Annotated in this window: 23 protein-coding genes and 1 other RNA gene; 9 read left to right on the top strand and 15 right to left on the bottom strand. The window is 52.3% G+C overall.

The annotated features are described in order from the left end of the window. The first annotated feature begins 28 nt into the window (after positions 1-28). Together L1D43_RS16105 and L1D43_RS16110 are read left to right on the top strand one after the other, a co-directional pair. Complete coding sequence (locus L1D43_RS16105; protein WP_239853159.1) at positions 29-1,729, top strand: ShlB/FhaC/HecB family hemolysin secretion/activation protein; 1,701 nt, start codon at positions 29-31, stop codon at positions 1,727-1,729. Between the two features lie 81 nt (positions 1,730-1,810). Further along, positions 1,811-2,617, top strand: coding sequence for a transporter substrate-binding domain-containing protein (locus tag L1D43_RS16110; protein ID WP_239853160.1), 807 nt, complete (start codon positions 1,811-1,813; stop codon positions 2,615-2,617). A 93-nt stretch (positions 2,618-2,710) separates the two neighbouring features. Here L1D43_RS16110 and rnpB read toward each other — a convergent pair. Both rnpB and rsmI read right to left on the bottom strand, forming a co-directional pair. After that, positions 2,711-3,056: RNase P RNA component class A (rnpB, locus tag L1D43_RS16115), an RNA gene on the bottom strand. A 59-nt stretch (positions 3,057-3,115) separates the two neighbouring features. Beyond that, on the bottom strand, positions 3,116-3,958 hold the full coding sequence (gene rsmI / locus L1D43_RS16120) for a 16S rRNA (cytidine(1402)-2'-O)-methyltransferase (RefSeq protein ID WP_239853265.1): 843 nt from the start codon (positions 3,956-3,958) through the stop codon (positions 3,116-3,118). 88 nt (positions 3,959-4,046) lie between these two features. Between rsmI and L1D43_RS16125 the strand changes: the two genes are divergently transcribed. The 4 genes from L1D43_RS16125 (at position 4,047) to L1D43_RS16140 (ending at position 7,490) form a co-directional block, all read left to right on the top strand. Then, the gene (locus L1D43_RS16125; RefSeq protein ID WP_239853162.1) at positions 4,047-5,921 is read left to right on the top strand and encodes a penicillin-binding protein activator; all 1,875 of its coding nucleotides are present in this window, start codon (positions 4,047-4,049) and stop codon (positions 5,919-5,921) included. Then, positions 5,918-6,262: a YraN family protein gene (locus L1D43_RS16130; protein WP_239853163.1), complete on the top strand. Its 345-nt coding sequence runs from the start codon at positions 5,918-5,920 to the stop codon at positions 6,260-6,262. Before L1D43_RS16125 ends, L1D43_RS16130 begins: the two co-directional genes overlap by 4 nt. A gap of 68 nt (positions 6,263-6,330) precedes the next feature. Continuing rightward, positions 6,331-6,924, top strand: coding sequence for a phosphoheptose isomerase (locus L1D43_RS16135; protein WP_033540410.1), 594 nt, complete (start codon positions 6,331-6,333; stop codon positions 6,922-6,924). Beyond that, on the top strand, positions 6,921-7,490 hold the full coding sequence (locus L1D43_RS16140; RefSeq protein ID WP_041511783.1) for a BON domain-containing protein: 570 nt from the start codon (positions 6,921-6,923) through the stop codon (positions 7,488-7,490). Before L1D43_RS16135 ends, L1D43_RS16140 begins: the two co-directional genes overlap by 4 nt. 21 nt (positions 7,491-7,511) lie before the next feature. On the opposite strand, the gene L1D43_RS16145 is transcribed toward L1D43_RS16140, so the two are convergent. Further along, a complete protein-coding gene (locus tag L1D43_RS16145; protein WP_239853164.1) occupies positions 7,512-8,381 on the bottom strand; it encodes a DMT family transporter in 870 nt (289 codons plus the stop codon). Between the two features lie 126 nt (positions 8,382-8,507). On the opposite strand from L1D43_RS16145, the gene L1D43_RS16150 reads away from it, so the two are divergent. Next, positions 8,508-9,383 (top strand): LysR substrate-binding domain-containing protein, encoded by an 876-nt coding sequence (locus L1D43_RS16150; RefSeq protein WP_239853165.1) that lies wholly within the window; start codon positions 8,508-8,510, stop codon positions 9,381-9,383. A 62-nt stretch (positions 9,384-9,445) separates the two neighbouring features. Here L1D43_RS16150 and trpS read toward each other — a convergent pair whose 3' ends face one another. From trpS to rpe, 3 genes are read right to left on the bottom strand one after another with little or no spacing between them, the layout of a single operon-like run. Beyond that, positions 9,446-10,444, bottom strand: a complete 999-nt coding sequence (trpS, locus tag L1D43_RS16155) for a tryptophan--tRNA ligase (RefSeq protein ID WP_041511780.1) — start codon at positions 10,442-10,444, stop codon at positions 9,446-9,448. 5 nt (positions 10,445-10,449) lie between these two features. Beyond that, on the bottom strand, positions 10,450-11,145 hold the full coding sequence (locus L1D43_RS16160) for a phosphoglycolate phosphatase (protein ID WP_239853167.1): 696 nt from the start codon (positions 11,143-11,145) through the stop codon (positions 10,450-10,452). 2 nt (positions 11,146-11,147) lie between these two features. After that, entirely contained in the window at positions 11,148-11,822 is a 675-nt protein-coding gene (rpe, locus tag L1D43_RS16165; RefSeq protein ID WP_041511778.1) for a ribulose-phosphate 3-epimerase, read from the bottom strand. 211 nt (positions 11,823-12,033) lie between these two features. On the opposite strand from rpe, the gene L1D43_RS16170 reads away from it, so the two are divergent. Both L1D43_RS16170 and L1D43_RS16175 read left to right on the top strand, forming a co-directional pair. Then, entirely contained in the window at positions 12,034-12,378 is a 345-nt protein-coding gene (locus tag L1D43_RS16170) for a hypothetical protein (protein WP_239853170.1), read from the top strand. An 8-nt stretch (positions 12,379-12,386) separates the two neighbouring features. Further along, a complete protein-coding gene (locus L1D43_RS16175; RefSeq protein WP_239853172.1) occupies positions 12,387-12,560 on the top strand; it encodes a DUF2970 domain-containing protein in 174 nt (57 codons plus the stop codon). A 74-nt stretch (positions 12,561-12,634) separates the two neighbouring features. On the opposite strand, the gene L1D43_RS16180 is transcribed toward L1D43_RS16175, so the two are convergent. The 9 genes from L1D43_RS16180 to L1D43_RS16220 all read right to left on the bottom strand — a co-directional run bounded on the left by L1D43_RS16180 (position 12,635) and on the right by L1D43_RS16220 (position 21,783). Further along, a complete protein-coding gene (locus L1D43_RS16180) occupies positions 12,635-13,474 on the bottom strand; it encodes a Dam family site-specific DNA-(adenine-N6)-methyltransferase (RefSeq protein WP_239853174.1) in 840 nt (279 codons plus the stop codon). A 52-nt stretch (positions 13,475-13,526) separates the two neighbouring features. Next, positions 13,527-15,089, bottom strand: a complete 1,563-nt coding sequence (locus L1D43_RS16185) for an AAA family ATPase (RefSeq protein WP_239853175.1) — start codon at positions 15,087-15,089, stop codon at positions 13,527-13,529. Positions 15,090-15,105: 16 nt separating this feature from the next. Next, positions 15,106-16,182, bottom strand: a complete 1,077-nt coding sequence (aroB, locus tag L1D43_RS16190; protein ID WP_239853177.1) for a 3-dehydroquinate synthase — start codon at positions 16,180-16,182, stop codon at positions 15,106-15,108. A gap of 15 nt (positions 16,183-16,197) precedes the next feature. Continuing rightward, positions 16,198-16,713: a shikimate kinase AroK gene (gene aroK / locus L1D43_RS16195; protein WP_011864020.1), complete on the bottom strand. Its 516-nt coding sequence runs from the start codon at positions 16,711-16,713 to the stop codon at positions 16,198-16,200. A 215-nt stretch (positions 16,714-16,928) separates the two neighbouring features. Next, the gene (locus tag L1D43_RS16200; protein WP_239853267.1) at positions 16,929-18,980 is read right to left on the bottom strand and encodes a type IV pilus secretin PilQ family protein; all 2,052 of its coding nucleotides are present in this window, start codon (positions 18,978-18,980) and stop codon (positions 16,929-16,931) included. Positions 18,981-19,002: 22 nt separating this feature from the next. Next, positions 19,003-19,518 (bottom strand): pilus assembly protein PilP, encoded by a 516-nt coding sequence (locus L1D43_RS16205; protein ID WP_041511771.1) that lies wholly within the window; start codon positions 19,516-19,518, stop codon positions 19,003-19,005. Next, a complete protein-coding gene (locus L1D43_RS16210) occupies positions 19,515-20,138 on the bottom strand; it encodes a type 4a pilus biogenesis protein PilO (protein ID WP_239853179.1) in 624 nt (207 codons plus the stop codon). Before L1D43_RS16210 ends, L1D43_RS16205 begins: the two co-directional genes overlap by 4 nt. Beyond that, positions 20,135-20,716 carry a PilN domain-containing protein gene (locus L1D43_RS16215; RefSeq protein ID WP_041511769.1) on the bottom strand — a complete coding sequence of 194 codons (582 nt, stop codon included), beginning with the start codon at positions 20,714-20,716 and terminating at the stop codon, positions 20,135-20,137. The genes L1D43_RS16210 and L1D43_RS16215 overlap by 4 nt, the downstream gene beginning before the upstream one ends. Further along, positions 20,704-21,783, bottom strand: a complete 1,080-nt coding sequence (locus L1D43_RS16220; RefSeq protein ID WP_239853181.1) for a pilus assembly protein PilM — start codon at positions 21,781-21,783, stop codon at positions 20,704-20,706. The genes L1D43_RS16215 and L1D43_RS16220 overlap by 13 nt, the downstream gene beginning before the upstream one ends. Between the last annotated feature and the right edge of the window lie 173 nt (positions 21,784-21,956).

Below are 21,956 nucleotides of genomic sequence, written 5' to 3' on the forward strand. Positions count from 1 at the left end.
GATAAAAGCAAAGATAAGGATGATCGCTATGCTGACTGGTGCGCGCTACTCTCTGCTGCTTAGCTGCCTATTGGCGAGCGGCCTCTGCGTGGCCGACCCACAGCAAACAACAGAGTTACAGCAAGCGGCAAGCACACAACAGAGCACAGATGACGAAACTCGCCTCGACAAAGAGGCAAGGCACAACGATAAGAAGCCGATCAACAAGATAGTGGTGGTGAGCAACGCCATCTTCGACGAGTCGGATCCCGACGCCTTCTTTATCCATCGCTGGGCCAATTACCTACATATCAACACGCGGGAATCGACCGTGCTCAGCAAGCTCAGTTTCGACGAGCAGGATAAAGTATCGCAGAAAGATCTCGACGAGGCCCAACGCATCCTGCGCCAGGAACCCTATATTCGCGACGCCCGAATCAGCGTTACCCAGCGCGATCCCGATGCCAGTCCAGAAGAGACTGAGGAGGGCGACACCATACTGGTGGAGACCTGGGACAACTGGTCATTGCTGCCCACCTTTAGCGCCGGCCACAGCGGCGGCGAGAATACCTTCTCTATCGGCATCAAAGAAGATAACCTGCTGGGGCTTGGAGTGCGCACCCGTCTGAAATATAAGTCCAGTGTCGATCGTACCGGCTATCAGCTGGCCTTTCGTGTCCCCACCGACTGGTGGGTGAAACACTCGACCCTCACGGCAAACTTTTACGATAACAGCGACGGCCAGGCCACTTACCTGGACTTTACCAAGCCTTTCTACAGGCTCGATACCCAAAACATGTATTCGGGCACCTTTATCGATGACTTACGCACCGACACCATCAAGCAAAACGGCTTCGACGTGAATGAGTTTGAACACAAGGTGGAATACGCTAATGCCCAGTATGGCTGGCGCCTGAATAAGGTCGAAGACTGGCGCTCGCGCATCATAGTCGGGGTAACCCAGGACAAACACAGCTTCACCAATATTCCGCAATTTCCCACCAGCGAGCTGCCGAAGGACAGGGACTACCTCTATCCCTGGGTCGCCTATCAATTTATCGAAGACGACTACAAGGTGCTCAATAACGTCTATCTGATCAACTATAACGAAGATATCAACCTGGGCTGGCAACACTATATCAAACTCGGCCTGGAAACCCAGGACACGACCGGCAGCGATCCCTTGGGCTACCACCTCAACTGGTATTCGTCCCGTGGCTATCAGGGCGATGACCAGCTGATCCTGCTGAGCTTGGACGGTGAGGGGGTATTTGCCACCAGCCAGCCAGACTACTTTAAGGTCAACGCCACCGCCGAGTATTTCTACCAGATCAATCCCAAGTGGACTGCCTACTCCAAGGTGCGCCTAAGCACCTCGCAAAATAACTATTTAGATGCCCCCTTCGCCCTAGGCGACAGCACGGGCGTGCGCGGCTATCCCAACGACTATCAGCATGGTGACAATCAATGGCTGATAAGCGCCGAGATCAGAAACTATCCCAACATCAACCTGTATCAACTGGCCGAACTAGGCTGGGCTGTCTTTACCGACATCGGCCAGGCCAGCGGCGGTCCGGATCAAGACAATGAGACTTCGGGCCCCATCGGCAGCATAGGCATAGGCGCCCGTATCTACTCCTCTCGCTCCAGCTATGGCCACGTGGCCCACATCGACCTGACCCTGCCCTTTACCAGCGGCGAAGAGGTCAACAGTTGGGAGTGGCGCTTCCAGGTCAGGAGCCGGTTTTAACGACAACACTAATTTATACGCAGTCAAAACATGAGGCGCCTATACTTATCTCTACCTTGCCGATGAGAGGGTCGGGTGCCAATGAAAAACCGCTGCATACAATTACTGCTTCTAGTTCAACTACTATTTTGTCCTGTCACCAAGGCGAATGCTGAACCACTTCAAGTCCTGTTTCACGAGTTTGCGCCACACAGCTACCTCAGCCAATCGGGAAAAGCACAGGGAATTTTGGTCGAACTGGTCGAGCAGGTCTGCAAGGAGTGGGCGGGACCCTGTGAGGTATCAATTCGTCCCAATCGACGCGCCCAGTTCTTATTCGACACAGGTGAGGTGCCGGCACGCTTCTTAGCCTGGAATCCTGATCGCGCTAAGACCATGTGGTTCTCTGTACCACTGGTACAAACAGAGTACGGTTTCTTCTCCCTCAAGTCCTATCCTATTACCGAGCTTAGCCAACTCGCCAAGAGTACTGTGGGTGTCTACGGACCATCAAATACCGCCCGCTCTCTTAACCTACAAAAGCAAAAGCTGCTCGATGCTAAGCTGATCCCTTTCGATACAGAGGTGTATGTCAGGGGTAATGAACTCCCCCTTAAGATGCTGCAAAAAAAGCGCTTTCACGCATACTATGCTAACCGGGAGGGAGGATATTTCTATGCCGCCAAAATAGGCCTGAAAGATCTCAACTTCTTCAGCGCTGACCGCCAAATCTACTACAGCATCGCCTTCAACAAAGAATACGTCACTCACCAAACCGTTAGGCAATTCAATCAGCTTTTCGCCGCAATGCTCCTGCAAGGAAAGCTAGACACCATCTATACCAAATGGCATGCCAAACCAGCCTACCTAGATCCCGCCATGTATCAGGAGATGAATATTCCGTACTAAATCAACAGCCCGCGAATTCTAAAGACGGGACTCAGCCCTAATGGCTCATAAAAGCAAAAGGCCTCACATCGCTGTGAGGCCTTTCAAATAAAGAGGTTGAGTTGGCCGATAAGCCGGGTCCTGTCGTGGACAGTTATTCATCTAGGCCTGCAATCGCTCACAGGCTCAAGCGACCTACCCGGTCCCAACGCGAGCAGCGCCATACGGGACCCTATTTGGTCTTGCTTCGGGTAGAGTTTACCTTGCAACGGACTGTTACCAGCCGCCCGGTGCGCTCTTACCGCACCCTTTCACCCTTACCAATCCGAAGATTGGCGGTCTCCTCTCTGCTGCACTTGTCGTCGGTTCACACCGCCCAGGCGTTACCTGGTACCCTGCTCTTTGAAGCCCGGACTTTCCTCCCCGTTCTTGCGAACGCAGCAACTGTCTGGCCAACTCGGCGCGGATTATAGCCTAATGCGCCGCGGCGCACCACCTTATATTGGCCTAAGCACACGACTAGAGATCCAGTTCGAGACCCATCTTATAGAGGGCGTTCTTCTTCAACCCATGGATCTGGGCTGCCAGCGCCGCGGCCTTCTTCAGCGGCAACTCCTGACTCAGCAACTTAAGTGTCTCCAGCGCCGGAGCTGGCACACCTGCATCTTCGTCGGTGCGGTGCCCATGACACATGAGCACTATCTCGCCTTTCTGCTGATTGGGATCCTCACTCACGGTCGCCAGCACCTCGGCTGCAGTGCCAGAGAGGAAGGTCTCGAAGGTCTTGGTGACTTCACGGGCCATCACCACCTGACGATCGGCTCCCAATGCTGTCACGATAGAGGTGAGGCTATGAAGGATACGATGGGGTGACTCGTAGAAGATCAAGGTGCGAGGGTCCTCTTTTAGCTCGGTCAGCTTATCGATACGTCCCTTCTCCTTGGCGGGCAGGAAACCCTCGAATGAGAAGCGATCCGACGGTAAGCCCGAGGCGCTCAGCGCGGTGATCGCGGCGCAGGGGCCAGGCAAAGGCACCACATTGAAACCAGCTTCACGTACCTGAGACACCAGATGATAGCCGGGATCTGAGATAAGCGGCGTTCCGGCATCGGAGATCAGGGCCACCGACTCGCCTGCGGCCAGCTTCTGGATGATTCCTTGGGCACGGTCACGTTCGTTGTGATCATGCAGCGCCGTCTTGCGGGTCTCGATACCGAAATGGCTCAGCAACTTACCGCTATGGCGTGTGTCCTCACAGGCGATAAGGGAGACCTGATTCAATACCTCCAGGGCGCGGCTGCTGATGTCGCCAAGGTTACCGATTGGCGTAGGAACTATGTAAAGTGCGACCGACAGGTCCATATCTACCTCTGTAATGATTGTCACAAGACTTTCGTCAGGCGTAAGAGAAGGTTAAACTACAGCCAGCATCTTACCAGAGTGAAGTCCTGTGTTAAAAAGACTGAATACAACTAAATTAATCTCCGCCGCTGTGTTGGCCACAGTGTTATTCGGTTGTGCCACGGCGCCAACCCCAGTGAAAGAAACCAGCAGCCAAGTTTCTTTGGTGAATGCCACCCAAAGCCCTGCACAGTATCTGGCAGATGCCAAGCAGGCCAAAGATGCCGAACACAAGAACCGTCTCATGCTGCTGGCGGCTCACGCCTTTATCAACCAAGGCGATACGGGCAATGCCGGTAAGACGCTGGCCGCCGTTAAACCTAGCCTGGTCAACAAGCCTGAGATCCTGGCCGAGCACAGATACCTGAGCGCCAGAGTACTGGAGCAGACCGACAACTATGCTCAGGCCTTGGCCCAACTCAATTATCCCAGCCAGTGGCGACTCGCCAACTGGCAGATGGTTTCCTACCATCAACTCAAGGCGCGTCTGTTTCAGCTGAGCAAATCGCCAATCGAGCAAGCAAAAGAACTCACCCTGCTGGCCAATTACCTGCCGAGCATGGAGGCAAGTGAAGTTAACGACGAGATCTGGGGCATATTGCAGCCCCTGCACGAACAGACACTACTCTCCTTTAGCCAGGATAGCAGTAACCCTACCTTTGCCGGTTGGCTGCAGCTGGCCTATATCGCCAAGCATTATGCCATAGACCCGCAACTATTGGTGCAGCAACTGGGCAACTGGCAACAGGACAATCTAGGCCATCCTGGGGCCAAGAAGCTGCCGACGGATCTGGAGCGGGCGCTTAATACTAAGCCTTACAAGCCGAAAAATATTGCCGTACTACTGCCGCTCACCGGCCCCAGAGCCGCCATTGCCGATACGGTCAAGCAGGGGATCATCTCCAGCTATCTGACCAATCCAGACGACTCGGTTTCGGTCAACTTCTTCGACACGGCCCAAGGCGCCGAGGTTGCCCAGCAGCAAGCGATTGCCGCCGGCGCCGACTTCATCATAGGCCCGCTGCTGCAATCCGAAGTCGAGAGTCTGATGCAGGCGGAGGCCAGAGCCGAGCAGCAAGCCGATGGCCAGACGCAGCCGCTCGCTCAAACAGCTATACAGCCTAAGGTGCCTCAGCTGTTTCTCAACCATGTGGACAGCTTCACCCCGTCTAATGATCGCTTCTTCTTCGCGCTCTCGCCCACGGACGAGGCATTAGATGCCGCGCAGAAACTCTATAATGACGGCATAGAGAAGCCGCTGCTACTGGCCAGCGACGACGCCGTGGGACGCCGCATGGCAGAGGCCTTTAACGCTAAGTGGCAGGAGCTGACCCATGAGGCGGCCGAGATCCACTACTACAAGCGCGGCGACGAAATGAAAGTCACGGTACAGAAGTCTCTCGGAGTGATCGACAGTAAGGAGCGTATCGCCCGCATCAAGACACTGCTGGGTAGTAAGATCGAGGCCGACTTCCGCTCTCGCCGCGATATCGACGCCATCTATATGATCGCCAGCAACCAAGATCTGCCGCTGCTCAAGCCCTTCATCGACGTCAACTTCAGCGTGTTTGCCGAGCCTGTGCCGCTATACACCACCAGCCGCAGCCGTATCGAGAGCCAGTCTCGCGCCGCTGCCCAGGAGCTGAATAACCTAACCATCAGCGACATTCCCTGGTTGCTCGAGTCTAACGCCGAGACCAATGAGGTTGCCCGCCTGTGGCCGACCTGGGGCAACAGCCAGAAGCGCCTCTATGTAATGGGTTTCGATGCCCTACAACTGGTGAGCAAGCTGGCCCAGATGCGCGCTTTGCCCGGCTACCAGTACTCGGGTCGCAGCGGTCTGCTTTCTGTATCACCCGATGGTACGATTAACCGTCAGCTCAGCTGGGGACGTTACCAGCGAGGCAATTTGAGACCCCTATGACGAATGCCGAGCACCTCACCAAGGGGCAGCAGGCGGAAGATCGCGCGCTGGCCTATCTGGAACAACAGGGGCTCAAACTGGTCGAACGAAACGTACGCTACCCATTTGGCGAAATTGACCTCATAATGCGCCAAGGTCACAAATGGATTTTTGTTGAGGTAAAATACCGCCAATCGAAACAGTTTGGCGGTGCGATACAGGCAGTTAGCCGAGGCAAGATAGCAAGGCTTAATCGAGCGGCAAGCCATTATATGCAGCTCAATCAGATAGATGCGCAGTGTCGCTTCGATCTCCTGGCCATAGATGGCGATAACATTCAGTGGATCACCAACGCCTTTTAGTGCTCCACTCAGCCACGACTAGGTAAATGAAGGCTTGTTAAACAGTTTTATTTTTGAAGGATAAATCCATGTTAGAACGTATTAAAGACAGTTTTACCCACTCTATCCAGACCAAGATCGATGCGGCTGAGGCGCTACCTGAGTCTATTGAGAAAGCGGCCGAGATGATGGTGCAGTGCCTGCTTGGCGGCAACAAGATCTTAGCCTGTGGTAACGGCGGCAGCGCCGGCGACGCCCAGCACTTCTCGGCCGAGCTACTGAACCGCTATGAGATAGAGCGTCCGCCGCTACCGGCCATAGCCCTGACTACCGATACCTCGACCATTACCGCCATAGGTAACGACTACAGCTATGACGAGATCTTCTCTAAGCAGATCTTGGCATTGGGTCAACCTGGCGACATCTTGCTGGCCATCTCTACCAGTGGCAACTCTGGCAACGTGATCAAGGCGATGGAAGCAGCGCTGAGCCGTGACATGACCATAGTCGCCCTCACGGGTAAAGATGGTGGCGCCATGGCGGGCCTGATGGGCGTGAACGACGTGGAAGTACGTGTGCCTTCAAATGTCACCGCGCGTATTCAGGAAGTGCACCTGTTAGTGATCCACTGCCTGTGCGACAACATAGACCGCACCCTCTTCCCGCAGGATGACCAGGCATGAGAGCACTGCTCCCAATCCTAGCCGTACTCTTGCTGTTACAAGGCTGCGCCGGGGCCGTTATGGTCGGCGCAGTGGGTGGGGCCATGATGGCCAACGATGAACGCAGCTTCTCGACCCAGCTGGACGACACCAACGCCGACTTTCAGATCGCCAGTGCCCTGGCAGCACACGAAGATATTAAGAACCAAACCAATATCACTGGTGTGGCGATGAACGGCAACGTGCTGATGATAGGCCAGGCCCCCAGCTCAATGCTGCGGGACAAGGCGATCAACACAGTGCAAAAACTTAACCTGGGCGGTAAGATCCATAATCAGATCCGCATAGGTAACCCGACCTCCTTTACCACCCGCAGCAACGACACCTGGATCACCACCAAGGTGAAGACGCGTATGCTCAACGACAAAGATCTGGATGTCACCCGCATCAAGGTGATCACCGAAAATGGCGAGGTCTTTCTTCTCGGCGTCGTGAGCCGTGAACAGGCCGATCTGGCGGTAGATATCACCCGCAACACAGCCGGAGTACGTAAGGTCATTAAGGTCTTCGATACCCCCAACAGCTAGTTCGCCTAAGCGGCATAACGCCTAGGCGAGCTCTGCCTGCCTTACCTTACGCCATCTTCGCGCCAGCACAGGCAGAATCATGGTGGGCAGCACAATCAGCGCGGCACCCAGCCAACCTAAGGCGTCCAGCCATTCGTCAAACCAGAGCCAACCAAACAATACACAGAACAGCAGACCGCTGTATTCGGCTATGGCTATCTCTCCCGCCTGAGCCTTACGATAGGCCAGCACGCTAAAGAGCTGGTAGGCGAGCAGGAAAATATTACTCAGCACTGCGATACCCAATACGGGCCAACTAAAGCCCGCGAATCCCTGCCAGGCGGCAAAGCCTATCACTAGCGGCAGACTCAACAGGTTGTAACAGATCAGGGTAACACTCGCCGCCTCACTGCTTGGCAACCACCTGAGCATCAGCTGATTGGCGGCAAAGATGATGGCCGACACCAGCACGGCCAGCGCCGCCAAATTCATCTCGCTCGGCCTGAGAATAATGAGGATGCCGATAAACCCCAGGATACTTGCCAAGATCTGATCGCCACTGAGCCGCTCCTTGAGAAACAGCATGCCCATGACGATGATCATCAAGGGGGCGGAGTAAAACAGCGAGCTGACGGTCGCCAGTGGCAGGGACATCAGGCCCAGGATCAGCATGAGTCCGCCGATCGCCCCGCTATTGGCCCGTATCATATGCAGCTTCAGAAAGGCTGTCTTCGGCCGTCCGGCGCAAAACCAGAGTGGCAGCATCATCACAATCGCCATCACCTGGCGCAGCAGCAGAAACATCGCCGCGTCGCTCTCTGCCGGCAACCACTTGATCGACACATCGTAGAGGGCGGTAAACACATTGCCCAGCAGCAGTAATCCAAGGCCCAACATCAGATTGCGTTGCATCTCAGGCTCCAATATCAAGAATCATCTGGCGGCATGATAGCGAGCAAAATACTGTAGCTGAAATGATGATTTCTTATCATAGATGAATTAAATTCATCTATTGATTGCCGAGACACGAGACAGACGATGAGAAAGATCCCCCCGCTGAGAGCCTTGCAGGTCTTCGAGGCTGCTGCCCGCTTGCAGCACTTCTCCCGTGCCGCAAAGGAGCTGTGCATTACCCAGAGTGCCGTGTCTCACCAGGTTCGCCTGTTGGAGGAGCATTTCGCCTTACCCCTGTTTAGGCGAGAGGGACGCAGCCTGAGGCTCACCGACAAGGGGGAGCAGCTGTACCAGGAAACGGCGAGGATCTTCAACGAACTGGGCGAGTTGAACCAAAGATTGCTGGGCGAGAAACCCGAGGCGCTGCGTCTAGCGGTCTACAGCTCTTTTGCGGTGAAATGGTTGATCCCCAGACTCAGCGGATTTCGCCGCTTACACCCAGGTATTCAGGTGCGCCTGGACATGATCACCGAAGACCCTGTGCTGTCCCACAGCAGCGCCGACATGTTCATCACGGGTCAACAGAACCAGAAAGGCTACTGGCAGCAGCTACTGCACGCCGAGCGTTTGATCCCCGTCTGCAGCCCTGAACTCATCAATAGCGGTGACAAGCTGGATCTCGACTGGCTCAAGTCCCAACAGCTGCTTACCGTCGACGAGGGCCCCTTGGGACTGGATTGGCAACGCTGGTTTGAACATCATAAAGTGTCTCAACCCGAGGAGGAACAGCAGCAGCTCTTCAGCCATGTACTGATGGCGATCGAGGCCGCCATCGCCGGCCAGGGTGTGGCATTAGCGTCAGACTTCATGGTGCTAGATGATATCGCCAAGGCGCGTCTGGTGGCCCTGCCCTTTGCGGGTATCGACACGGGATTCGAATTTAACTTCCTGTGCAAGCAGCGTCGCCTGCAGGAACCCGCGATCGCCGCCTTCGTTCACTGGCTGACCCAGCAGCACTAGCGGCTTTCCTTAACCTCACCCATAAAAAAAGCCGGCTGCTGCCGGCTTTTTCACACATTCGATTAGAGCAGAAGACCTATCTTTTCGTAGACCTTCTTCAGGGTCACTTCGGCGCGGGCCTGGGCCTTCTCGGCACCTTCATGCATCACCTGATTGAGGAAGCTCTGATCGGCTCTGTACTCCTTGAAACGCTCCTGCAGCGGCTCTAGCATACCAACCACGGCCTCACCGGCAGCGACTTTAAGATGACCGTACATCTTACCTTCGAACTCGGCTTCCAGGCTGGCGATACTCTGACCGGTAACACCCGACATCAGGCTCAAGAGGTTAGAGACACCCGGCTTGTTCTCGACGTCGAAGCGCACCACTGGCGGCTCGTCGCTGTCAGTCATCGCCTTCTTCAGCTTCTTCATGACGGCCTTAGGATCTTCCAGCAGACCGATCACATTATTACGGTTGTCGTCAGACTTAGACATCTTCTTCAGCGGATCCTGCAGCGACATCACCTTGGCCCCATGCTCAGGGATGAAAGGCTCGGGAATGGTAAAGGTCTCGCCGTAGGCGTTGTTGAAGCGTGTCGCGATATCACGAGTCAGTTCAAGATGTTGTTTCTGATCTTGACCCACAGGGATCTCGTTTGCCTGATACAGCAGTATGTCTGCCGCCATCAATACCGGATAGCCGAACAGGCCGACGTTGATATTGTTGGCATGCTTTTGCGACTTGTCCTTAAACTGTGTCATGCGGCTTAGCTCACCCATCTGAGTGTAGCAGTTCAGCGCCCAGCCCAGCTGAGTGTGCTGAGGCACCTGAGACTGGATAAAGACTGTGCTCTTCTTAGGATCCACACCACAGGCCAGATAAAGGGCCAGGGTATCTAAGCAGGCGTCACGCAGCTTCTGCGGATCCTGGCGTACGGTAATGGCATGCAGATCGACCACACAATATAGGCAATCATGACTATCTTGCATCGCAACCCACTGACGAAGTGCACCCATGTAGTTACCAATGGTCAATTCACCTGACGGTTGGGCACCGCTAAGCACAATAGGTTTAGTCATAAAATTTATTGCTCCAATACTATTTGGCTGTCTGTTATCTGCGCCAATACTTCGCTAAATGTGTTACAAACGGCCGTTGGGCCGCTGAGCCCAATATCTTCACCGTAGTTGTACCCGTAGGTCAAGCCGATCGAGGAAATACCGGCCGCTTTCGCCGCTAAAATATCGTTTCGAGAGTCGCCCACCATCAAAAGCTGCTCATCATCGAGCTGCCATGTCTGTTTGAGGTGAGTCAGCGGCAGGGGATCCGGCTTCATCTTCTCCAGCGAGTCACCACCCAGCACCTGATTAAACAGGTGAGCGATACCGAACGCCTCCAGCAGAGGCACAGTGAAGCGATAGGGCTTGTTGGTCACAATCGCCAGCTGATATCCCAGCTTAACCAACTGCTCAAGCGCAGACTTAACGCCATCGTAGAGGCGGCTATGCTGTTGCAGATTTGCCTCGTAATGCTTGCTGAACAGCGGCATGGCCGCATCGATATCGGCCTGTGTAGCTTGCTCATCACGGGCGAAGGTCAGCGCACGCTCGACCAACTTGGCCGCGCCGTTACCTACCCAGCTGCGTACCTGATTCTCGTCACACAGGGGCAAGGTAAGCTCTGCGAGCATGCCTTGGGTGGCAGCCGCCAAATCCGGCACACTGTCGATCAGCGTGCCATCGAGATCGAAGGCGATAGCCTTAATAGATTGGGCTTTCATACTCAGGCATCGACCTTAGCCAGCTCGCCGCGCATCTCGTCGATCACCGCCTTGTAGTCTGGCTTGTTGAAAATGGCCGAGCCAGCCACGAACATGTCGGCACCCGCCGCCGCGATTTCGGCGATGTTGTCGACCTTAACGCCGCCATCGACTTCTAAACGTATGTCGAAACCGCTGGCATCGATACGCTCACGCACCTGGCGTAGCTTATCCAACGTCGACGGGATGAATGACTGACCGCCGAAGCCAGGGTTAACCGACATCAGCAGAATCACGTCCAGCTTATCCATCACATGATCCAGATAGTGCAGCGATGTAGCCGGGTTGAATACCAGACCCGCCTTACAGCCAGATTCTTTAATCAGCTGCAGAGTGCGGTCGATATGCTCAGAGGCCTCTGGGTGGAAGGTGATGATAGAGGCACCGGCATCAACGAAATCAGGAATGATGCGATCCACAGGCTTCACCATGAGATGCACGTCGATATCGGCTGTCACACCGTAATCACGTAGCGCCTTACACACCATAGGGCCTATGGTCAGGTTAGGCACATAATGGTTATCCATCACGTCGAAGTGAACCACATCGGCACCGGCCTTGAGTACCGCCTCGACATCTTCCCCAAGACGGGCAAAATCGGCAGATAAGATAGAGGGAGCAATTAGAAATGGACGCATGATAAACTCACTAATCTGAATAAGAATTACGCTATTCTACCTTATAGCCAAGCCTAGCCTCTATAGGCGATGCAGGATTAAACGTGTTCTGGTTCAGAATTGAGTAAATTTCACTGGCGGCAAATCGCCTCAGCGAAAAATTATGTTCAAAATATAAACGCCTTTGCTATAATGCGCTGATTAGGGGTTTCCATGTTCACAGGATGTAGAGATGAGAGATAAGGCCAAAGCTTCAGCCAAGATGAAATCGGCAACGGTATTTACCGTCACAGCCGCCATTGTTGGTTTTACTGCCATTGGCGTTCAGAGTCTCAGTGAAAATGAAACCAACCTGGCCTGCGTGTGCGATAGCAACACCAGCTACAACTCCTCTCTCCCAGCCAGCCACCCAAATAACCGCTGTGCCGAACAGGCAGATAATGTCAGCTGGAGCAATTGGCTGACGGGCCGAAGCCGTTCTAATCAACTGCACTTTGTCGATCTGCTCGAACTGCTCCATGGTCATCAAGACACGCCCATGGATGATGTCACCCCCACCAGCAAACAGCGCCTCTAGGCAACCTCTTGCTGCAACTCTTTTTGAGCACCCTTGCCGCCTTCTTTGGCGTGCAGACAGAGCAAAACCGCGTGCGTGACTTTCAGTCGCGCTCGCCGCTGCCCTTTATAGTGATGGGGATTCTATTGGCCATCGCCCTGGTCGCTTCACTCATCTTTATCGTGAAACTCGTGCTGGCCTAGCACTCAGTTAACCGTCTTAACTAAACCTTAGCTAATGCCTTAACTAATGCCTTAACTAATGCCTTAGCCTGGGCTTAATCGTTTTCGCTATGATAGCTGTCATCATACAACGCCATCAGCTCATCGACCTTCTTACGACTACTGCCGTTTTGGCTGATATTGCGCTGCACCTGAATGGTATCGAACCTGGCACCATGATACAGCTCCCGCGTCAGGGGAATATCATGGTTGCTGATGAGCACAGGGATGCCTCTGTCGATCGCCGTATGACGAGACTTACGCGCCAGCAGTGCCTGATCGTCCAGGCTAAAGCCCGATCCCACATAGGTGGTAAAGCTTGCGGTGGTGGAGAGTGGTGCATAAGGCGGGTCGCAATAGACCACATCGCCTGGCTGAGTCAGCCCGAAGGCCTCTTCGTAACCTATACACTTAAACTCGGCCACCTGCGCCTTTTCGGCGAAGGCCTTGATCTCCTCTTCGGGAAAATAGGGCTTCTTGTATGAACCGAAAGGCACGTTGAAGCCGCCCTTGGAGTTGTAACGGCACAGACCGTTAAACCCATGGCGGTTCATATAGAGAAAATAGACAGAGCGAAGGAAGGGATCCCGGGTCTGATTGAATTCACTGCGCACCTGATAGTAGGCTTCTTTATCATTCTTGGCTTCGACAAACATCGCCTTGGCCTCGGTGATATATTTTTCCGGTGTGGACTGCACTATCTGATAGAGATTGATCAGATCCTGATTGATATCGCACAACAGATAGCGCTTGTAATGGGTATTTAGAAATACCGAGCCTGCGCCGACAAAGGGCTCCACCAATCTGTCGCCTTCGGGCAGATGCTGGGTGAGCGCATCAACCAGTTTAAATTTTCCGCCGGCCCATTTTAAGAAGGCTCTCTGTTTTTTAATCATCTAAATCGATTGAGTGCACAATGAAAACAAGTTGTCGATTGTACTCTGTTTATTAATGAATTTCACGACTCACTACCCCTTGTTGCAGCTCATAGCCGGATAAATCTACCCAGGCTCTCACCCATGGAGAGGCGAATTGACTCGTCTGGGCTAACTCGTGGGCGGCCTGCTGCCCCGCTTGCCTATCTGTGTATTGCCCATAGAGAAGTACCCAGTAGCTCTTGTAGCGGGCAATCTGCACCTGATTAACGTCGGGCAGCTTGGCGATCGTCGCATCGAGCGACTCAAGGCGTTTCACCGTCGCCAGCTGCAGCGTAAAGCCCGCAGGGTGTGGTTGCGATGCCGCCAACTTACGAGATTCCTTGGGTTCGCTTACCGGCACCAGGGCAAATGTTTCCACTGGCTTAGCAGCCCTAGTCTCATCCGATACCTCACCCCGTTGCGTTTGCTCTATTTCTCCTGCAACTTGCGACGGTTGCTCAGCCACCTCTGGCTCGGAAGCTTCTTGATGAGCGGGTACTTCCTGATTAGCAGATAGTGCTTGGTGAGTGGCTGCTTCAGCTTGGGGCCGCTGCTCTTCGCTCACCTCTTTTAACTGAGGAGCTGACTGAGATCTGGGCGAGGCACTTGGCTGAGCATCTGGCAGAGCTTGCATCAGCGTTTCAACCTGATCGCCAGACTCCTCTTTCGGCTCGGTCGCAGGCAGCACAGCAGACTTAGCAAACATTTTGCGCAATTGTGAGCCTTGCTCGAAATAAGCACTCAACAGGCGCTGACCATATTGAGTGTTAAACGCGGCCGCGCGCACCGCCGCAACTGTCTGCACCTTAGACTTGGTCATGATCTCTTCAGGTTCAGCCCATAACCAATAGAGACTGGCGAGCAGAAACGCCACGCAGGCTACGATGGCCAAATAGACAGGCCATGGCCTTTTATTAGGAGTGGTTGGCTCGCCATGCAATGCCAGATAGAGCAGATTCACCACTTCGGCTGGTGTTCCTTGCTGACGCTGAAGTTGATCTTTGACTATATCCCGCGGCGTAAAAGGCGTCTCTTCGCTGCGATGCAACAGGGTATAATAGAGACCCTCACGTTCCGGCAAGGTTAAAGGCGATATGGCGACAGGCAGCAAGAGCGGACGCTGTGTCTCTGGTAGCTGGGTCAAGATCTGATTTAAGTAATCAGCCGGGGCCGTTAGTGTCAGCGAAAGCTTTTTGCCCGCAATGTTCAGCTGGCTCAAGACGATACATTCCGCCCACAGCTCTAGAGGCAGATATTGGGCATCATCGAGCACAATATGGCTGTGTGAGGGCAAGGCATCGCCGAGGCGCAACAGGGTTTCAGGCAGCGGCAATTCGTCGTCGAAAACCGGTTCGGTTAGGAGTTGGACTAAGATCTTACGGCGGATCTCGGCGCTATCGACATGCTGTGGACAAACGACCAGGGCCGAGCTGACATCATCCAATGTGTCCACGAGCGCCGTAGTGAGTGTGGTCTTTCCTGCGCCGGTTTCCCCCGTCAACACAGTCAACTGCTGGCCATACAAGACCACGTGCTGCAATCTATGTAGCAGAGACTCCTGACTGGGTAAGAGAATAGCTGTTTGAATTGTCACTTAATCACCACACAAACTAGGCGCGGCTAATGACCCCTTGCAGAAGGGACTCAGAAACCTCGCCATACACCTCTGCCTGGCCTATAGCCTTTGGCAGCACGAGTCTGAGTTTTCCGTTCAGCACTTTCTTATCACGCCGCATATGCTTGATGAACTGTTCGAAGTCCATCGCCTCTGGGGCCTGTGTTGGTAGGTCAAATACCTCGAATATCGCTGCGATTCGACAAACAATTGACTCATCCACCAGCCCCATCTTAGATGCAGTTTGCGCAGCAAGTACTGTGCCAGCCGCCACGGCTTCACCGTGGAGCCAGACACCATAGCCCATCTCGGCCTCTATGGCATGACCAAAGGTATGCCCAAGATTCAACAGGGCGCGTACGCCTTGCTCCGTCTCATCTTGCGCCACGACGTCGGCCTTAATCTGGCAACATTTGGCGATAGCATAGGTGAGCGCCGCCTCATCCAACGATTTGAGCGCCGCAACATTCTGCTCTAACCAACTGAAAAATGAGCCATCCCAGATAATGCCATACTTGATCACCTCGGCCATGCCGGCGGCAAATTCACGGGCCGGTAAGGTATGCAGACATGCAGTGTCTATGGCTACCATCTTAGGTTGATAGAAGGCGCCTATCATGTTCTTGCCCATGGGATGGTTGACGGCCGTCTTGCCCCCCACGGAAGAATCGACCTGTGACAACAGGGTCGTTGGGATCTGAATAAAATCTACGCCGCGTTGATAACAAGCGGCGGCAAAGCCCGTCATGTCGCCTATGACACCACCACCCAAGGCAATTAATACGGAATCACGCCCCATATTCTGCGCCAGCAGCGAGGTAAAAATCGCATCCATCTGCGACAGTGTCTTGTATTGTTCGCCATCGGGTAAGATGACAGGATCGGCACATTGGTAGGAAGCCAATAGCGCCTGTACCTTAGCCAGATACAGAGGCGCTATTGTGTCATTAGTTACGATTAGAATTTTTTTGCCTTGAAGATAGCTTGAAAAGTAATCGCTATTTTCGAGGAGATTCTGGCCAATAAAAATAGGGTAACTGCGTACACCAAGTTCAACCTGAATCTGTTCCATTCTACCGCCTAATGTTTAGAAGCCTAATTGGTCAATAATTTGATTTGCAACAACTTTTGCGCTCTGCTCGTCAGTCTTGACTATGACATCGGCAATCTCTTCGTACAGTGGATTACGGATCTCAGCAAGCTTTTCTAACACTTCTCTTGGGTCTTCAACCTGAAGTAGTGGACGACGCTTGTCGCGCTGGGTACGCGCAACCTGCTTATCGATAGTGGTTTCCAGATAGACCACTATGCCACGGGCAGACAAGTTGTTACGAATGTCTTTACTCTGAATGGAGCCGCCGCCAGTGGCTAAAACAATACCCTGTTTTTCAGTTAAATCGGCAACAACTTGTGTTTCGCGACGACGAAAACCTTCTTCGCCCTCAACGTCAAATACCCACGCGATATCAGCACCGGTACGGTTTTCAATCTCTTGATCTGAATCGTGGAACTCTAAATGAAGCATCTGCGCCAGATGACGGCCTATAGTGCTTTTGCCAGCCCCCATAGGACCTACTAGGAAAATATTACGTTTTTCAGCCATTGCTTTACGTCTGAATCTTATATGGAAAGTTTGCCTACGCCAGCCAAAAAATCAGGCCGACCTTAAATGTTACCTTGCTCTAATGAGACTTGACCACGGATTATCTCAGCTAATTCCCCTCAAAGGCAAGTAGAGGGAGTAAATTCTGTGAAATTATACTCAGGCATTAAAAAGCCAGCGTCGAAACGCTGGCTTTATCTCAGATATGCTTCGAACTACAGCTGTTCGGAGATAATCTTAGGTGTCACGAAGATCAGCAGCTCTTGGCGCTCGTTCTTATCTGTGGTGTTTCTGAAAAGGTAGCCCAAGAACGGAATATCACCGAGTACGGGTACCTTGCTGACACGATTGATCAATTGTTGCTGATAGATACCACCGAGCACAATGGTCTCACCGTGATCCACTAACACCTGAGTACCGATACGCTGGGTATCGATAGACACCGCCTGACCCAGTGGCGTATCGACCGTCTTACCCTGAGAGTCCTGAGTGATCTCAAGATCTAAGATCACACGATTATCAGGGGTGATCTGTGGTGTCACGCGCAGCGACAATACCGCCTTCTTAAACTGCACAGTGGCAGCACCACTGGAAGCCGATTCGACATAAGGGATCTCAACACCCTGCTCGATATAGGCCGCCTTCTGGTTTGAGGTGGTAATGCGCGGGCTGGCGATAATCTCACCCTTGCTCTCTTGCTCCAGCGCACTCAGCTCAAGATCCAGCAGGGTGCCATCTGCCAATTTAGCCACATGGAAGGCGATGCTGGTTGGGTTCGCCACAGCCGCCGGCAAGTTAACATTCAGTCGGTCGCCAATATCCGGCACGACACCGTTTGCAATATCGTTCGCGCCTTCCAGGCTACCGGAAGTCCCCTTGTTGCCCTGCTGATCGGTAATGCCCCACTTGATACCGAGATCTTCAGAGACATCATCCTTCACAGTAACCATACGAGATTCGATCAACACCTGACGAATAGGGATATCCAAGACTTCCACCAGACGATGAATACTCTCCAGACTCTCTTCGGTATCTTTAACCAACAGGGTATTGGTTCTATCGTCCACCGCAACCGTGCCACGAGCCGATAACAGAGAGGCATCTTCCCCTTTTAGCAGCTCGGCAATGTCTGTTGCCTTGGCGTAGTTGATCTGCAGATATTCAGAGTATAGCGGCGCGAGCTCTTTCACTTCCTGCTGGTTTTTCAGCTCTTGGCTCTCGCGAATAGCGATCTCTTCGGCTGGTGCCACCATCAAGATATTGCCTTCGATGCGCTTATCCAGTCCCTTAGTCTGCAGAATTAGATCCAGGGCTTGGTCCCAAGGCACATCGTCGAGTCTCAGGGTGATGTCCCCTTCGACCGTATCACTGGTCACTAGGTTGAAGTTGTTATAATCGGCAATGATCTGCAGCACAGTACGTACCGAGATGCTCTGGAAGTTAAGAGAAAGCGAGCGACCTTCATACTTCTTCTCTTCCTTGACGACGGCTGCGCGCTCAGCCTTACGCACGTTGAGTCTGAATAGGTTGCCTTCCTGCTTGTAGTTGTACTCGTACTGACCCGAGACATCCACCAATACACGTGCCGTCAACTCATCCTTAAAGGTCTCAAAGCTCTTCACCGGTGTCGCAAAGTCTTGAACATCCATGACATAGAGAAGATCTGAGCCTATGTCAGTGTTGTAAAGTTTAAGTTCTAGCTTGGCACCGACCTGCTGCACATTGGCGGCAACCGACGAGTTATTTAATTTAACCAACAACTCACCGCCACCATCGCTTGTACGGTGGAAATCTATGTTCTTGATGCCGTTAACGAAAGGATTCGCGGCCGTGTCGCTGCGACTGGCGACCTCATCGTTAATGGTCAAGCGATAGGTATTACCCAGTACCTTACCTTGATAGGCCTTGACCTTAGCCAGATCCACCAGCACCTTAAGCTGCTCGCTTTCCTGCAGAGTGGACATGGACTTAACGCCAACGTTGTTGATCGGTAGGATATCTTTTTCCAGCCCAGACAGGCTATCGTCGAACCCAAGGATGATCTGTGCCGGAGAGGCATTGAGATTAATCTCAGGCTCCTTCACAGCCTCCTCAAAGACCAGTTGTAACTCTAACTGATGGTCGACAATTGAGTGGTATTTGACATCAATCAGACGGTTCGCAGCAGAAGAATACGGCGCCACACCCAACAATAAAGCCAAGCCAAAGGCCACTTTAAACAGGGGCGACTTTTTTAATAAAACGCTTTTCGCGGCAGAAGATTCCATTATTCCCTCATCCTTCGCTTTGTTATTCACCAGTCAGTTCCATGTTGCTCATTCTTTCAGCCCAGCAACCTGTCCCATCTGGAATTAATTCAACTATTTCGACCATTTGCTGTGTAACTTTAGCAATTCGCCCGTGATACAAACCTACGTATTCGCCAACACCTAGACGATAAACGCTACCATCGTTAGTCTCGATCAAGGCCCAAATATTCTTATCTTCGCTCAAGGTACCACGCATCTTTAAGTTGTCCAGGGCATAAGTCTCTAGACGCCCCTTGCGTCGTTTCAGATCTGGCTGCAGACAATCTTTAGTCGTGTCGACCACCTCTTCGGTCAACTCTCTTGAAGGTGGTACGAAGGGACTGCGCATCAACTCTGCCTGATAGGCAAAATGTTCAAACTTAGGAGGCTCTTTCAGGGGAGGCACACGCGCGACATGTTGAGCCTTAGTGGTGGTTACAAACAGCTCAAGATCGCTGCGATCTCCCATACAACCCGTTAGCATCAAGCCTAGAATTAGCAAAGGTAGCTTCTTCATTTCTTCGCCCCCTTCGCCGCTTTGTCTTTAGGAACCTGAGCGCCCTCTTTGAAACGATAGGTCTTAGCCAAGATTTCCATGGCAAGTTCACCGCTATCACTTCGCTTTATGACGAAATCATGCAGGCTCACGATACGTGGCAACTTAGCGACACCACTGACCAGATGCCCCATCTCATGATAATCACCCGTCACCGACATGCTGATAGGGAATTCGATATAGAAATCGCGCTGTATCTCTTCTTGCCACTCCAGGCTCTGAATCCCCAGCCCCGAATCGGTGGCAACGAAGGTCAAATCATCCAGTAAGCCTGGCATCTCATTTTGCGACGGCAACATCTTCAACAGCTCAGCAAACTGAACTTCCATGACCGCCAGCTGCTCTCGGTACAACTTAAGATTAGCCGCCAATTGATATTTCGCTTTAAAATCATCTCTTAAGGTGATCTCTTTATCTTGCTCACCTTTGAGGACATCGATGGCATCAGAGACAAACAGGAAATATCCCGCCACGAAGATGATGATGGCCAAGAAAGAGGCGAATACTACCTTAACCTGGGTCGGCCAACCGCCAATGTTCTCAAAATCGATATCATTGAATTCACTCAGATCGAGTTTCATTTGCTCGCTCCTTGTGTCGTCTTGGCATCATCTGCATCTTCTTCACCGATAGAGACCCTTAAACTAAAACGCTGTAACTGGCGCATCTCATCATTCTGCGAGACGATCGATTGCATATTAGGATCGTGTAACCACATAGAGGCCTTGATCTTACGCATCATGTTGGCGACGTTATTATTAGACTCACTACGCCCCTCTATCCACAACAAACTGCCCTTCTTTTCTATGCTGGAAAGGTATATTCCTGGGGGCACAACACGCACCAACTCATCCAGTACGTGGGTCGGTAAATTTCGCGCCTGTTGTAGGTTTAATATGATCTCGGTACGGCGCTCGATATCTTTCTTACGCTCGCGAATCTTTTTAATTTCGGCAATTTGTTTTTCTAACAGCTGAATTTCGCCCTGCAGATAGGCATTTCTTCCTCTCTGCTCCTCGGTCATCATATCGATAACGGTTAAGGCTAAATAAACGACTAATGCTGCACCGATAAATACGGCTGCTAATATCCCCAAATAATCGCGTTTTTGTTTTTCTCTTGCTTCTTCGCGCCAGGGCAATAAGTTTATGTTCGCCATTGAGAGTAACTCCTCAGCGCTAATCCACACGCGACCATGTATTTATTAATTTTGGGCTGTAGTTGCGTCTTCACTTGCTCGTCCGCATGCAGACAACCCAAGAATGGGTCGGCAATAATGGTATGAACGCCGAGTTCGTTGGTGAGCAGATTAGCCATACCTTCCAGCTTAGAGGTTCCACCGCACAAGACGATATGATCGACCTTGTCCTTGCCACTAGATGTGCAGTAAATCTGCAAGGTACGTTTGATCTGTTGCAGTAACTGTGTCTGGAAGGGCGAGAGCACCTCGAACATATAATTGCGGGGAAGATCGCCTTCGAGCTTGGCCTTCTCCGCTTGCTCATGAGACATGCCGTAGAAAGATAAGATGGATTGAGTGAACTGCTCGCCACCGAATGCCTGTTCGCGAATAAAGGTCGTTTCGCCCTTCTCCACCACGGCAAAAGTTGTCATGTTCGCACCGATATCCACCAGCGCAACCACCTTATCTTCGGCACCATCGGGTAACTGGGCGGCGACCAACTCGAAGGAGCGTCCCAAGGCATATCCTTCAACATCAATCACTTTGGCTTCTAGATTGATGTCGTCCAAGCTATCGACCCTGGCATCGATATTCTCGGTACGACACGCGCTAAGCAGCACATCCACCTTGGAGGGGTCGGCACTGTTAACATTGAGAGTTTCAAAATCTATGCTGACTTCATCGAGCGAATAGGGGATAAGGTTGTCGGCTTCGATCTCGATCTGCGTCTCCATCTCCTCTTCACTGAGGGCGGCATCCATGTAGATCACCTTGGTCATCACAGCCGATCCCGAAACCGCTGCTGCCGCATATTTTACGCTCTTAGGCAAAGATCGTTTGATCAATCTTAAGGACTCCAACACCGCGTCTGAATCTCTTATTTCATGATCATTAACGGCGCCTTTTTTAACGGGCACCGCTGCGTGACTCAAAATTTTATAACCATCAGCAGTCTTACTCAGCAGTATTGCTTTTATCTCGTGGGAACCGATATCGATCCCAACCATCTGCGGAGCCTGACGCTTCCATAAATTTGAAAGCATAGTCCATCGTCACTTTTGTTATAGTTTCAGGGATTAGATTAGCACAAAATCAACTCGTTATAGATATTTGTACAAAATGTTTGTAACTTTTACAATTGCCATTTTTTTGACAACCATTTTTGCTTCACCAATAGCTGCTCGCCTTATATACTATTGTGCCTGCTAAATTTATT

It is taken from the genome of Shewanella sp. Isolate8, assembly GCF_022398495.1.
Lineage (GTDB): Bacteria > Pseudomonadota > Gammaproteobacteria > Enterobacterales > Shewanellaceae > Shewanella > Shewanella aquimarina.

What these genes read in the sequence shown, in the direction of transcription:
- L1D43_RS16180 (WP_239853174.1), bottom strand. Translation starts at nt 13,474, where the DNA reads ATGATTAAAAAACAGAGAGCCTTCTTAAAATGGGCCGGCGGAAAATTT.
- L1D43_RS16210 (WP_239853179.1), bottom strand. Translation starts at nt 20,138, where the DNA reads ATGAAACTCGATCTGAGTGAATTCAATGATATCGATTTTGAGAACATT.
- L1D43_RS16110 (WP_239853160.1), top strand. Translation starts at nt 1,811, where the DNA reads ATGAAAAACCGCTGCATACAATTACTGCTTCTAGTTCAACTACTATTT.
- L1D43_RS16140 (WP_041511783.1), top strand. Translation starts at nt 6,921, where the DNA reads ATGAGAGCACTGCTCCCAATCCTAGCCGTACTCTTGCTGTTACAAGGC.
- L1D43_RS16205 (WP_041511771.1), bottom strand. Translation starts at nt 19,518, where the DNA reads ATGAAGAAGCTACCTTTGCTAATTCTAGGCTTGATGCTAACGGGTTGT.
- L1D43_RS16170 (WP_239853170.1), top strand. Translation starts at nt 12,034, where the DNA reads ATGAGAGATAAGGCCAAAGCTTCAGCCAAGATGAAATCGGCAACGGTA.
- L1D43_RS16130 (WP_239853163.1), top strand. Translation starts at nt 5,918, where the DNA reads ATGACGAATGCCGAGCACCTCACCAAGGGGCAGCAGGCGGAAGATCGC.
- trpS (WP_041511780.1), bottom strand. Translation starts at nt 10,444, where the DNA reads ATGACTAAACCTATTGTGCTTAGCGGTGCCCAACCGTCAGGTGAATTG.
- L1D43_RS16200 (WP_239853267.1), bottom strand. Translation starts at nt 18,980, where the DNA reads ATGGAATCTTCTGCCGCGAAAAGCGTTTTATTAAAAAAGTCGCCCCTG.
- L1D43_RS16220 (WP_239853181.1), bottom strand. Translation starts at nt 21,783, where the DNA reads ATGCTTTCAAATTTATGGAAGCGTCAGGCTCCGCAGATGGTTGGGATC.
- L1D43_RS16160 (WP_239853167.1), bottom strand. Translation starts at nt 11,145, where the DNA reads ATGAAAGCCCAATCTATTAAGGCTATCGCCTTCGATCTCGATGGCACG.
- L1D43_RS16105 (WP_239853159.1), top strand. Translation starts at nt 29, where the DNA reads ATGCTGACTGGTGCGCGCTACTCTCTGCTGCTTAGCTGCCTATTGGCG.
- aroB (WP_239853177.1), bottom strand. Translation starts at nt 16,182, where the DNA reads ATGGAACAGATTCAGGTTGAACTTGGTGTACGCAGTTACCCTATTTTT.
- aroK (WP_011864020.1), bottom strand. Translation starts at nt 16,713, where the DNA reads ATGGCTGAAAAACGTAATATTTTCCTAGTAGGTCCTATGGGGGCTGGC.
- L1D43_RS16150 (WP_239853165.1), top strand. Translation starts at nt 8,508, where the DNA reads ATGAGAAAGATCCCCCCGCTGAGAGCCTTGCAGGTCTTCGAGGCTGCT.
- L1D43_RS16145 (WP_239853164.1), bottom strand. Translation starts at nt 8,381, where the DNA reads ATGCAACGCAATCTGATGTTGGGCCTTGGATTACTGCTGCTGGGCAAT.
- rsmI (WP_239853265.1), bottom strand. Translation starts at nt 3,958, where the DNA reads ATGGACCTGTCGGTCGCACTTTACATAGTTCCTACGCCAATCGGTAAC.
- rpe (WP_041511778.1), bottom strand. Translation starts at nt 11,822, where the DNA reads ATGCGTCCATTTCTAATTGCTCCCTCTATCTTATCTGCCGATTTTGCC.
- L1D43_RS16135 (WP_033540410.1), top strand. Translation starts at nt 6,331, where the DNA reads ATGTTAGAACGTATTAAAGACAGTTTTACCCACTCTATCCAGACCAAG.
- L1D43_RS16215 (WP_041511769.1), bottom strand. Translation starts at nt 20,716, where the DNA reads ATGGCGAACATAAACTTATTGCCCTGGCGCGAAGAAGCAAGAGAAAAA.